The organism is Enterococcus salsurae (assembly GCF_054784955.1).
Map to the genome: position 1 here is coordinate 380,028 of NZ_BAAHWY010000002.1, position 12,333 is coordinate 392,360.

Here is a 12,333-nt window from a genome sequence, read left to right on the forward strand (position 1 = left end):
TATCAATCTAAAAACAAAATATTATGAATATAACAGATTTCTGGCAAAGGTATTTGCACACTATATGTGGTTTCAAGCACACTAATTGCATCTTTGATGGTTTTTATTTCTCTTTGATGGACAAAAACGAATGACTCGAGATCTGAAAACTCAGTAATTTCTACTTGACGAATCAGACGTTCAATCATACAAGAAATATGAACATACAACCCGATTTTTCGTGCATTCTTCAATTTTAGTGACAAACGTTCTTCTAATTCAACTATAAGTACTTCAATTAATTCCATTATTTTTTGAGTATCCAGAATCGTTAAAGACTCCAATACACGAATGAGAGAAAAGTTTTTAACCATTCGATCATTCACGATTTCCCGGCCTTTTGTATCTAGCATGCCACCAAAAGTTTCTGTGATTTGCTGAATATTTTCTCCTGAAATAATGTTTTCAAGATAGGTAAAATTTATTCCTGTTAATGAAGGATCGTCCGTACCAACGATGCCCAGTAAATCATAGTACTGAGAGATAGTTTCAGGTATTCCTTGCTTGATCAATTCATTATACTCCATTGGAAAAATCTCTATTTCAAGCAGACCATCTAAACAATCTGAGAGCATTTTTTGAATCTGAATAGCCGTACCTATTCCAGTAAAACATGTGGTAATGATTGCTTTCTTTCGATCATTTTTTGGTTCAAATAATTGAACATTCGGTGTATTAGATTCTTTCATTCTTTCCGCGATTTCTCCTATTGATAGGCCTTGAAGAACCATATTGCCAATTTCTAATGCCATCAATGTACCTAATTGATCCATACAGAGCACTGGAACTGAAACTGTCTTTTTCATCAAGTCATAAATCATATTTAAAGAACCCATATCGATAAGAATTATTAACCCTTTATTCGTATTGTTTTCCCTTATGTACTCTTCAACTTTTGCCGAAATGTCATGAATTGATGCTTCAATAGGCATATCAAAACTTGTGAACACTTTCCCCCCTAACATACGATTACATACATTTGCTATACTGCTAGCAGTAGCAAAACCGTGCGCAATAATCAGTCCATCGAGATCTTTATTATTTTTGACATGCTTTTGTGTAGAGAAAAAAAGTGAGAATAAATCCAAATCCAAAGAGTCAAAATGGATATCCAAACGTCTTTCAATTTCAGGAAAAATTTTCTTTAACATTTGCTTTTCTTTCGCATAATATTGAGAAATATAGTCTTCTAATAAAAATTCTAAAGATTGATTCGCATCTGTAGATCGTAACATGTATTTATATATATAGTGTGAAACAAATAAAACGAAACTACCATCATACTGAAAGAATGTCTGATATTCAATATCTCGAAATAATTCTTGCATCGTCTGTATAACAAACTCTTCCAAAGCAACCGTCTCTTTTTTGGAATTCGAAAAAATCATTCGGTCAATAAATTCTACAACTTGTTGATCAATCAAAGATCGTATTTTCTCTTGGCTCGCAGTGCGGTCTTGAGACAGGTAAATTTGATTCAATCGCTGAGTAAATGCATCCAAGTCTTGACGAATATTGTTCTCCAAAGATGTGTGTTTATTCCCGTCGAAAATGTAATCTTCTGTTTCATTATAATGTTGGGTATATTTATTACGAGAAAAGCTATACATTGTGGAAGGTAAATCTCTGATGGTAATATTGATAGATTCAGAATATCCACACCGGGAGATAGCGCTACCACATGCATATTTGATTGCATTCTCAATCTCCCCAATATTTCCTGAATAAATTGTGTTCAGATAAATAAACATTACTTGCGAACTCACAACTATTTGTTTGTCCAATCGTTTGCTTTCAACTTGAAAAAGTTTTGTGATAATTTCTTTTTTCTCTAATATTGTACGCTCACTGAGATTTGGTAAATAAATGGTTATAGGAATCCTTCTAAGAAAGGTTTGTAGGAATTGATCTTTTTTTTCTGTGGTCGCAAATGCCAACCGAACAGATGCCTTTCTTTCCTTTGATTCACCAATCCTCGAAAAAGTACCCTTGTCCATAAAAGTAAACAGTTTTTCTTGTCCTTCTGCACTTAGCCGATGTACTTCATCTAAAAAAAGCAACCCCCCGTCTGAATCTTCTAATAAACCGCTTTTATTTTCGTATGCACCAGTAAACGCCCCTTTAGAAAATCCAAATAATAGACCGGATAATAGTTCGGGATTATTGTAATACTGAGCACAATTTAATATTTTAAAAGGCGCTTTTTCAGATAATACTTGCGCATTCACCATATATTCATACATAATTTGTACAAAAAAACTTTTTCCAATTCCTGTGTCACCCATTACGATAACAGGAAGGCCGTTTTCTGGATAGTAAACAGCTGTTTTTAATTGTTCAATCGGTTCTGCTAAACTTTTATCAAAACCAATCACTTTCTCAAAAACTCGATTCACTGGTACTTTATCAATGATTTCTGACAGTTCTTTCAAAGAATTAATCTTCTGATCTATTAAAATATCAAACTTTTCTTGAAACATTTCCCGATGACCAAAAAGTACTGGTCGTGTATTTATTTTGAATAATACATGATTATCAACTAATTGATTTGCCAAACGACTTGCCTGTGTACGACTGAAAGAAAAAGATCTTTCAATGTCTTCAGTCGTAAATAAGGATGAATCATATGTTTTCTTAGTCATATCTCTACACAACTCTTGACTCCACTGAGTCATTTCTGCTTCAACATTCATTGTCCCACCTCTTTATTTTCAACTTCGCTCAATGAAGATAATACAAAAAGTATACCACTAAAAGCATGTATATTGGTTTTTATCTTGGGAAAGGGGTATCACCAAGTCAAGTTACTACTATTATTGTAGGCACAAAAGGAGTTTCGAACAAAATAGTTTATCGATGCATTGAATAAAGACAACTATTTACAAATATGTACTATCAGGAAGAATTGAATCTAAGCGATTTTTTGCTATTCTTTCAAAATGTATAGCTTTTTTAGAAAAAAAGAACTGGATAACCTTATGAGATTATCTAGTCCTTCTGGGAGCGTCAATAATTTTGTGTAAATGGTTCTTTCCTACTGTAGATTGTTTCTAATTCTCCATCGGTTGACTCAGCATTTGTTCGAGCTCGCCTTCGGCCTGTTGGAAACCTTTATGACTGCGACCTAGGAATTTTTGGTTGTAAGTATCAAAAGACGAGACTAAGAAACGTTCCATCGACTCTTCATTTTGGAACTGTTCCTTGCGGTGGCTGTATTTCTTGATTTGCTTATTAAAGGATTCAATCAAGTTCGTAGAGTAAATACTCTTGCGTATGGCTAATGGAAAATCATAGAAAGTGAGCAGGTAATCGTTCGAAAGAATCGATTCCACCATTTTTGGATAGCTGATTTTCCATTTTTCCGCAAAAGCACCACGTGCTTCCAACGCCGCCTTTTTAGATGACGCTTGATACACCCATTTTAAAATCATCACAGACTTCCTTACGATCATCGACACGCACTTTGTGACTGATATTACGGGAAACGTGCACACAGCAATGTTGAAAACGGGCTTTGGGGTAAAACCCCTGCACGGCCCCTGCCATCCCCTTTAAGCCATCCGTGATGAAAAGGAGGACGTTTTTCACGCTACGTTCCTGGATGTCTATTAAAATCTCTTCCCAAATCGTGATAGATTCAGTTGGTGCAATCGCATAGCTCAACACTTTCTTTGAACCGTCCGGGCGAATGCCAACTGAGATATGAATGGCTTCCTTGGCGACGGTTTTCCGCTTTAAAGGGATATAGGTTGCGTCCATATAAATAGCGGCATAACGGTCATGAAGCTCACGTTCCTTAAATGAAGTGACTTCTTCCGTAAATGATTTAGTCATATGGGACATGGTTTAGGGCGTGTAGTGATGCCCATACATTTTCTCAATCAAGTCTGCGATTTCCGACATGGTAATACCTTTTCGGAAGAGGTGAATGACGGTCTCCTCTAAGGTATCATTCGTCCGTCTATAAGCAGGAGCAGTCTGTTGCTTGAACTCGCCGTTGCGGTCGCGCGGAATCTGGAGATGAAGTTCCCCGTACTCGGTCTTGACCGTACGGTCATAGGAGCCGTTACGAGAATCACCCGTGTTAAAACCAATGCGATCGTACTTTTCGTAATCGAGGAAAGCCGTTAGCTCCGTTTTGAGAAGCGTATTGACAGCTTTTTCCAAATGGACACGGAATAATTCATTCAAATCGCCTTTGTTCGCTAGAGTCTTTAGAATTTCTGTAGTAAAATCGTTCATATGGAAGTCCTCTTTTCTGTGAATGTGTTGTGGTAACTCTATTCTACAGAAGGGACTTCCTTTTTTCTATTTACACAAAATATTTTACACTCTCCCGAAGATTAGAAGAAAGGATTTATTGGAAACTCGAAATGATTTATCTGGGTAAAATGCGATAAAATAGAATAAATCAATTAAGGAAAATTGGCTGTGACATTTGTCCTACTACAAATATTTTTATAGAGGAGCACAACTATCTAACTTATGTCACAACCTTTATTTAGCACTATAAATCTTAAAATAGCTAAACAGCGTTTTATATTCAGCGACATCGGAAAAATTAGGAGCGTTTTTTTTCTATATGCTAAAGACCTAATTCAATCGCCGGATCAAAGAATCCTGACCATAGCCCAGTCGCCATACCTAAGTGCAAATGAACACCAGTCGAATTGCCTGTTGTCCCCATGCCACCAATATACTGGCGCGCTGACACGCTTTGACCGACAGAAACTGCAGGCAATTGATTGAAATGCATGTAGTAACTGTAAATGCCATTGTCATGTTTGATGACGACGTAGTTTCCAGTTGAGGGACCATAACCAGCTTCAACGACCGTACCTGCTTGCATCGCATAAATCGGTGTGCCGCTGGCACCAGTAAAATCGATCCCGTTATGCTGATTGCCCGATGAACCCGTTGGATCAGAGCGATAACCAAAACGACTGGAAATGTGGACAGCATCCACAGGCATCGACCAGCCACTCGCAACCGTTGGTGTTTCAGTTTCAGTTGAATCGTTTTCGCCTGATTCTTTCACTGGTACTGTCGAGACAATTGCTTTTTCTGTTTTTGCTGCCGTGTTCGTTGATTGCTTTTGTGTCTGTCTGGATTGACTTATTTCCGCTTCAGCCTCCAAGGCAGCCTGTTTTTCTGCTTCAGCTTTGGCTGCGGCTTCAGCTTCTTTAGCTAGCGCTTCTTCTGCCGCCTTTTGTTTCAAAGCAGCTTCCCGTTTACGTTCAGCTTCAGCTTTTTCTTTTTCTAAATCAGCTTTCTTTCCCTCTTCTTCATTCAATGAAATGGCTAACGCCGCCAACTCCACTTCTTGATTCAGATGGATATCTGCCAATTCGGTTTGTTTCTTTTCAACAGTTTGTGTATTGTTGTCGATTTCTGTTAATTTTGCAGTTAATTCTTCTTCCAATGCTTGACTGGTTTCAATATCTTTTTGTTGTTGTTCCACAATACTATTGCTGGCATTCATGATCGTGACAGAGGCAATGGCTCGTTGAATCACTTCGCCAAAAGATTCTGCTGTCAATAGTGAATCCATCATATTGCTAGATGGTTCTGACACTTGGATATCCCGCGCTTGATTGGCCAATGTTTCGGTACGCTTGGCAATTTTTTCCTCTAATGTTTGGATCTCTAGCACGATTTGATTGACTTGCTGCTCAGTTGTTGACTTTTCGTCAAATAATGCAGCGATTTCCGCTTCTATTTGTTGGATTTCTTTTTCTGTTGCTTGCTTGTAGGCTTCGACAGAGGCAGATTTTCCTTTGATATCATTGATACGATCTATTTGCTGTTGGATTTTTTGATCCACTGTTTCTTCTGCTTGCCCAACCAATGGCAAAGCAAACAAGATCAAGGAACCCGCAAATGCTAATGTCTTTTTCATATGTTCTCCTTTTTCCTTTTACTCACTCTCCACAGGATAAAGGAAATTAGATGATTTGTGGGCAGAATCTAAAGAAAAACATCTGATTGCAAACAGATGTTATCTCGTTGTAAACAAATTGTTATACAGTTATTGGAATGTAAGTTGCATTTATGGGAATTTTGACATTATTTTACAGTATCTAGCATATGATTATATTATGTGAAAGATTGTTTGCGGTAGAAAAAAAACTGACAAAAAATATACACGTAAGCGTTAATAAACCAGTGTATACTTTGTCAGCTTTATTTTTTCAGTAATATCCTTAAAACTACTTATCGCATTGTAACGCTTAGAAGTGCTTTACAGTTCATTCCTAATCTCACTGATTGTTTCGATTATTTTCCCGCCCAATCTCTTCTGCTTGATGTTTACGAAAAGCGATATTATCTATCTTCGCAGAACTTGCCGTGTCATTTTTATTCAAACCGCCAAAGCCTGAATCCACCATTTTGCCCCAGCCTTTCAAAGGTTCCTTGCCTTGCGCGCGTAAAGCAGCATTTTTACGGCGCAACCGCTCTTTCTTGGCTGTGCTTCGGTCGTCAATCATCTTTTTGAGTTTTCGCCACATCGTGCGCCTTCTTTCTGCCATATCGTAGACCGTGTTGCATCAAGTCCGCTTAATTTTTTCGAATCTGTTTGGCTTCTTCGATGAAAAATTGTTTGTTGTCGATTTCTTTACTCAAAAAATTTTGTGCTTGATTGTCCCGATTCATATTGTTCAAGCCGCCAGATCCAGTATCGACCATCGTTCCCCAACCTTTATGAGGATTGATCCCTTGTTGCGTCAAATCCCAATTCTTTTTACGCATCTGGTCAAGTTTGGCTTTTTTTCGTTTGGCAAAATAACCGGTGAACTTGTTGTCCATATCCAACACCTCGTTCTTTTTCTACTATTATACTATAAATGTACTTTTTTTAAAACGTTCTCATGTTCATTCACTATTTTTTGTATGTCTTCGTAACCAAGTGGCACACAGTGTAGTCCATTCTGCCACAGCTGGATCGATATCATCTGCATGTAAAGCGGTCACTTCATTTGCGAGAGCCATGCCATGGATTCCCTTCTCAAAAATATGAACTTCGATTGGTACACGGTGTTTATGCGCCGCGCTGGCTAAGTCAAGGGTTTGCTGCACATCTACAACTTCATCTTCAGCCGTATGCCATAGAAATAATGGTGGTGTCTCTTCAGACAAAAAGTGTATGGGATTTGCGGCAGCCAACTGATCTTCACTTGGTGTTTCACTGCCGAAGTAGCGCTGATAGAGTGTTGACAGCTGCTCATTTTCATAACTAGCTTGGTTGTCAATCAATGACTGGGTATAATAGACCAATGGATATCCGCAAATAGCAAAGTCGACTTGAACAAGCGCATCATCACTTGCAATCAACTGCGATTTTGCCAGTAGACGCCGCTTTGTTGCCAATTGCAAAGCTATGTGTCCACCAGCGGAGAACCCGCAAACCCCTATGCATTGGTCATTGACAGACCACGCCTGCGCATGTTGACGTATATATTGGATTGCTTCAGTAGCTTCTAACAGTGCATGCTGCACAATATTTTGGATAGACGGATCCGTTCGATAACGTAAAACCACACTATTCAAGCCGATACTATTGAACCACAATGCGATTGACTCAGCTTCGCGATCACTCGTAAAGCGATAACCACCCCCTGGTATCACCATGACCAAGCCACGTTTCTTTAATGGATAATGGTGGTTCAGATCCGCTAATAAGAATAAATCCAAATATCCTCCCCTAGTTAAATCAATGTGTTTTTGCATGAAGCATTGCCTCCTTTATACATAATGATCCTTTTCTTCTGCTATGTTCCTTTTCATCGTATCATGTCTATCTTTTTACTACGAGGGAACATGAAAAAAAGTAACTAGCTTTAAGACGGCTAGTTACTTTTTTGTGTGAAGAAGAGTTTATTTGTTCAACTTTTTTTCTGAAATTTTTTAAACTTGTTCATTAAACCTCAGACCAAGTCGTGTATATAACCGCCTTAGTTGAATAAAAAAGAGCCAATATGTAGCGCTTTAAATATGAACTAATCAACCGTCCATAGAAATCTTGTATTCTCTTATGATGATATTATATAGATTACACTAATACACGAAGCACTTTCAAGTCGTATATTTTGTCATCAATAAGATTACTATCTCCCATAAATTCATATACTTGTATCTCTATTATTATTTCTGCTCCAATCTATATCAAAAAGATTCATAAATGCCTTAATCATAAGAAAATCTATTTAGAATCCTATCTTTATAGTAGTTAAAGAATGTTTTTCCACCTATTTTAAAAGTTATTTCTCCTTCAAGTCCATGACGAACATCACCTATATCATTACCATGTAATCTTGAAATCACTCTATAATAATTCCCTTGCTCTGTAACCTCAGGCGATGTTGATATCATTTGAATTACCCCTTCACCTTCAAATGGGGCTGAATAATTTCTGAAAATTTTAAATATTACAAGGTTACCTTCTCTTAAATCAGCAATCTCTTTCGAATTTACATACGACACTATATTAATTATTGAGTTATTAGTGATCTTAGGGTAGATTTTTCCAATTATAGCTCCCTCGGGGATGCTTGACATACCTTCTACCCCATCTGATAGTTGCAATATCCCGTCTATTGGTGAAAATAATACTGATTGCTTTTCGAGTTCCTTTTGAATTTCAATTTGGGTCTCTAAATCAAATATCTCATTGTTTAGGCTAGTTTCTTCGGTGCTCAGCAACATTTGATATTCTTTTTTCAAAGAATCTAATCTGATGTCTAAACTATCATCATCAACCCTCATTGGCCCAACTCCTGATTCTTGTATACTTAGCGAAGCTCTCGATGTTTCTAACTGATAAATTGAATTTTCAATTTCAACAATTATAGATGCCTTCATTTCATCATCATGATCAGATTGCATTTGGCTCTGATAATTCTTATATAACCAATACAGAGAGTGATCGCTACTAAGGCTAGTCTGTTCTTTTTCAATAGCTTGTTTCAATTTTTCATACTCTCCAATTCTCGTATTGATATTCTTAATCTCGACTTCTATAGACGATCTAATAGATTTTATATTTTCATTAGTACTTAATATATCTTGCTCACTTTGAAAAACTTCATTCGCTATTATATCTCGTTTCACAAAATATTGTTCAATAATATCATTATATCTGGGCTTTTCAATTTTCGATATCAATTCATCAATGATTATTGACTCTTTAGCTATTATAAGGTCTTTTTTCTGATTTTTCAGTCTCTCCAATTCATTTTTTTTTGAAACCAAATGAATTTTTTCGACAGAATTTTCATATATTAACAATGCATCATTTTCCTTCACTTCTTTCCCTTCACTTAAATAATTTTCAAGTATTGCTGTTGAATTACTTGAATGAATGGTTACAATAGTTTCATTGGATTCAATTCTACCTGAACTTTTTAATGTTGTTTCTTTAATACCATAATAAAGAAAAAACATAACGCAAATAAACAAAATAAATGAAGGAACAATTATAATAGTTGAGAAATTAGCATATCTTCTTTTATAAAATTCTGAACTCTCAAATATGTCATCATTCACGTAGGATCCTCCTCTATAAAAAGATTATAAAACGCTCCATTACTTTCAACCAATTTTCTAAAACTTCCATTCTCTATAATTTTACCTTCTTTAATAACTACAATCCTATCAACATATTGCGCAATTCTTTCACTATGTGTAACAAAGATGATTGTTTTCTTTGATAGAGATATTAAATTTTGTACTATTTTTTTCTCAGTGACTGGATCCAGGTTGCTTGTTGCTTCATCTAATATCATTATTGAAGCATCTGATAACACAGCTCTAGCCAAGGCTATTCTTTGTTTTTGCCCACCAGACAATGTTGTACTATCCGTTGTGAGTTCAGTTAAAAAACCAGATGGTAATTTTTCGATATATTCATAAATAGATGCGGTTTTTGTGGCGACAATAACATCATCCATTGTAGTATCAGAAGGTGCTCCGAGCATTAGATTCTCTAAGATTGTACCTGAAAAAATATATGGTTGTTGAGGTAAATAATTTATCGTTTGTCGCAATTTTTTTTTATCAATAAATTTTATTTGAGTCTCCCCTAACAATATTTGCCCTTCAGTTACTTCAAAAAAGTTAACTAACAGTTTAGCCATTGAAGTTTTCCCAGAGCCACTACTCCCTAAAATACAAATTTTGGAATTCCGCTGTATATTACAACTAATATCATTCAAAATATTTTTACCGTGTCCGTATTTGAAAGATACATTTCTAAAGATAATATCACCATTTATCAAGGAAAGCATAGGCTTCACAACAGGAGCTTCAAATTCAGACTCTATAAGAAAAATTTCATTTAATCTATTATTAGCAACTTTAGCTGCTTGAATTTTAGTCTGTAAGTTAATAATGTTTTCTAAAGGTAAAATAAAGTAATTTAACAAAGTGTTGTATGCAATTAGCTGCCCCAAGCTTAACCTATTAGATATGACAAATGTAGCTCCTACCCACAATATTAAAGTACTTAATGTAAGCTGAACTCCTGACTTCATGACATTTTGCAAAGATTCAAGTTTTATATAAGTAAATAGTTTATCAAGATATTTGACGAACTCTTTATCAATTTTACTATATCGATCTCTTTCGCTAGACAGTGCTTTAATTGTTTCAATACCATTGATGTCTTCAATGATATCTGAACTCACTATTGAATTAGCTTGCATAACTTCATTGTTCATCCGTTCAAACGGGTGAACAAACAGAAATATAATCAATCCATATACAGGTATAAAAGCCATTGTTATGAAAAAAAGTTGGATGTTTTGAATCAACAAAACTATTGAAACGATTATTATAATTACGATGTCTAAAAATATAGTAACAATAATATTTGCTAGAGCATCAATAATTTGGTTTGCATCTGAAAACCTTGAAATAATCTCTCCTGTTCTTCTCGTTGCAAAAAATGATATGGGCAATCTTAATACATGTTTAATATATGGCAACATTACCTCTATTGTTAATCTCTGTCCTAAGATTGCAATCAAATAGTGCTGACTAAATTTCAAGATTTGTTGAAATAGATATATTACAATCAATCCAAAAGAAACAATTCCCAATGTTGTGTTCAATTGATTTGGTATATAATTATCTATCAACCCTTGTAAAAAATACGATCCTAATATATTTATTATTGCGACTAAAAAAGCAGCAATAATAATATTTAATATAAGTCTATTTTGCTTAACAATAATTGGAATGAAACTCGCCAAGCTACTCTTTTTGTCTTTTAATGGTTTGTAATCTGGTGTTGGTGTAATAAAAATTGCCACTCCAGTCCATTCAGATTCGAACTGATCCTTTTTCATCTTCACAACTTTAACCTGCGGATCGGGGTCTGCCACTATGACATAGTCGTTTTTTTGCTTTGTTACAACATAATAGTGCAACAATTGTCCATCCTTAACTACATGAGCTATAAATGGATAATGAATGTTCTCCATTTCAAATATGCTCATATTTGCTTGTATTGCTTTTGTTTCAAAACCAATTTCTTTAGCTGCTTCAACAATACCTAGAGCGCTGGTTCCTTCTAAATTAGTTTTTACAAGTTCTCTAATCTTCACTAGCGATAAAAATGTTCCATGTTTTTTCAAAAGCATAGAAAGTGCAGCTACTCCACAATCACGACTATCCATTTGGGCTGTATAGAAACGATATTTCATTTTTACTACCTCCTTACAAATACAGTAAAGGAAAACATTTGACACTAGGACATTTATATCATAAATGGTAGTCATGACGGCGCAAACGGTCCTCCAAAACCATTTGGTAAAGAAAAACGACCATCTACTAATATATTCTATGATTTATTCCTTATATTATGTAACATTGGATATGTAATAAATTGCGCAAGTATTACAATATAGATTTTAAGGAGGAATACGTATGAAGACCTTTTCTGAATTGTCAAAACGTGAGTTGGAGTCAATTGAAGGCGGTGCCATTATAACTACCATAGTTGCAGGAATCACTGTAAAAAAAGTAGTTACAGGTGTTGGCATTGTAGGTGCTGGTATAGGGGTAGGCTATTTAGTAAACAGATAAGGAGTTTATATGAAAAAAAATTTAGAATTTGTAGAATTAACAAATAATGAACTTGAAGAAATCGAAGGTGGTATCGCAGCATCCCTCGCCTTAGGACTTTTTATGGCAGGATATACAATTGGGAAAGATATCGCTAATCGAGGAAAGTAGTGATTTATATACTATGCAGAAATTGACCAAATATAAAAAAATTTTAGTTTATATTTTCCT

The 12,333-nt window shown here is 35.5% G+C and carries 9 protein-coding genes and 1 pseudogene; 2 read left to right on the forward strand and 8 right to left on the reverse strand.

The window, feature by feature from the left end; genetic code table 11:
• Window positions 1-2: 2 nt before the first annotated feature.
• The 8 genes and pseudogenes from ACYVRS_RS06140 to ACYVRS_RS06175 all read right to left on the reverse strand — a co-directional run bounded on the left by ACYVRS_RS06140 (window position 3) and on the right by ACYVRS_RS06175 (window position 11,741).
• Window positions 3-2,732, reverse strand: a complete 2,730-nt coding sequence (locus tag ACYVRS_RS06140) for a sigma 54-interacting transcriptional regulator (RefSeq protein ID WP_461202916.1) — start codon at window positions 2,730-2,732, stop codon at window positions 3-5.
• A 357-nt stretch (window positions 2,733-3,089) separates the two neighbouring features.
• Window positions 3,090-4,281 (reverse strand): annotated as a pseudogene (locus ACYVRS_RS06145) (IS256 family transposase).
• Between the two features lie 343 nt (window positions 4,282-4,624).
• Complete coding sequence (locus ACYVRS_RS06150; protein WP_461202917.1) at window positions 4,625-5,938, reverse strand: peptidoglycan DD-metalloendopeptidase family protein; 1,314 nt, start codon at window positions 5,936-5,938, stop codon at window positions 4,625-4,627.
• A 361-nt stretch (window positions 5,939-6,299) separates the two neighbouring features.
• Entirely contained in the window at window positions 6,300-6,548 is a 249-nt protein-coding gene (locus ACYVRS_RS06155; RefSeq protein WP_461202919.1) for a hypothetical protein, read from the reverse strand.
• A gap of 49 nt (window positions 6,549-6,597) precedes the next feature.
• Complete coding sequence (locus ACYVRS_RS06160) at window positions 6,598-6,846, reverse strand: hypothetical protein (protein ID WP_461202921.1); 249 nt, start codon at window positions 6,844-6,846, stop codon at window positions 6,598-6,600.
• Between the two features lie 66 nt (window positions 6,847-6,912).
• Window positions 6,913-7,767 (reverse strand): alpha/beta hydrolase, encoded by an 855-nt coding sequence (locus tag ACYVRS_RS06165; RefSeq protein WP_461197700.1) that lies wholly within the window; start codon window positions 7,765-7,767, stop codon window positions 6,913-6,915.
• A gap of 456 nt (window positions 7,768-8,223) precedes the next feature.
• Window positions 8,224-9,582, reverse strand: coding sequence for a bacteriocin secretion accessory protein (locus ACYVRS_RS06170; RefSeq protein ID WP_461202923.1), 1,359 nt, complete (start codon window positions 9,580-9,582; stop codon window positions 8,224-8,226).
• Window positions 9,579-11,741, reverse strand: coding sequence for a peptide cleavage/export ABC transporter (locus ACYVRS_RS06175; RefSeq protein ID WP_461202925.1), 2,163 nt, complete (start codon window positions 11,739-11,741; stop codon window positions 9,579-9,581). Before ACYVRS_RS06175 ends, ACYVRS_RS06170 begins: the two co-directional genes overlap by 4 nt.
• 223 nt (window positions 11,742-11,964) lie before the next feature.
• Between ACYVRS_RS06175 and ACYVRS_RS06180 the strand changes: the two genes are divergently transcribed.
• Both ACYVRS_RS06180 and ACYVRS_RS06185 read left to right on the forward strand, forming a co-directional pair.
• The gene (locus tag ACYVRS_RS06180; protein WP_461197703.1) at window positions 11,965-12,123 is read left to right on the forward strand and encodes a bacteriocin; all 159 of its coding nucleotides are present in this window, start codon (window positions 11,965-11,967) and stop codon (window positions 12,121-12,123) included.
• Between the two features lie 9 nt (window positions 12,124-12,132).
• Complete coding sequence (locus ACYVRS_RS06185) at window positions 12,133-12,273, forward strand: class IIb bacteriocin, lactobin A/cerein 7B family (RefSeq protein WP_461202927.1); 141 nt, start codon at window positions 12,133-12,135, stop codon at window positions 12,271-12,273.
• Window positions 12,274-12,333 lie beyond the last annotated feature (60 nt).

Bases quoted from the DNA above. Each gene is read 5' to 3' on its own strand.
- ACYVRS_RS06140 (WP_461202916.1), bottom strand. From the start codon at position 2,732: ATGAATGTTGAAGCAGAAATGACTCAGTGGAGTCAAGAGTTGTGTAGA.
- ACYVRS_RS06150 (WP_461202917.1), bottom strand. From the start codon at position 5,938: ATGAAAAAGACATTAGCATTTGCGGGTTCCTTGATCTTGTTTGCTTTG.
- ACYVRS_RS06155 (WP_461202919.1), bottom strand. From the start codon at position 6,548: ATGTGGCGAAAACTCAAAAAGATGATTGACGACCGAAGCACAGCCAAG.
- ACYVRS_RS06160 (WP_461202921.1), bottom strand. From the start codon at position 6,846: ATGGACAACAAGTTCACCGGTTATTTTGCCAAACGAAAAAAAGCCAAA.
- ACYVRS_RS06165 (WP_461197700.1), bottom strand. From the start codon at position 7,767: ATGCAAAAACACATTGATTTAACTAGGGGAGGATATTTGGATTTATTC.
- ACYVRS_RS06175 (WP_461202925.1), bottom strand. From the start codon at position 11,741: ATGAAATATCGTTTCTATACAGCCCAAATGGATAGTCGTGATTGTGGA.
- ACYVRS_RS06180 (WP_461197703.1), top strand. From the start codon at position 11,965: ATGAAGACCTTTTCTGAATTGTCAAAACGTGAGTTGGAGTCAATTGAA.
- ACYVRS_RS06185 (WP_461202927.1), top strand. From the start codon at position 12,133: ATGAAAAAAAATTTAGAATTTGTAGAATTAACAAATAATGAACTTGAA.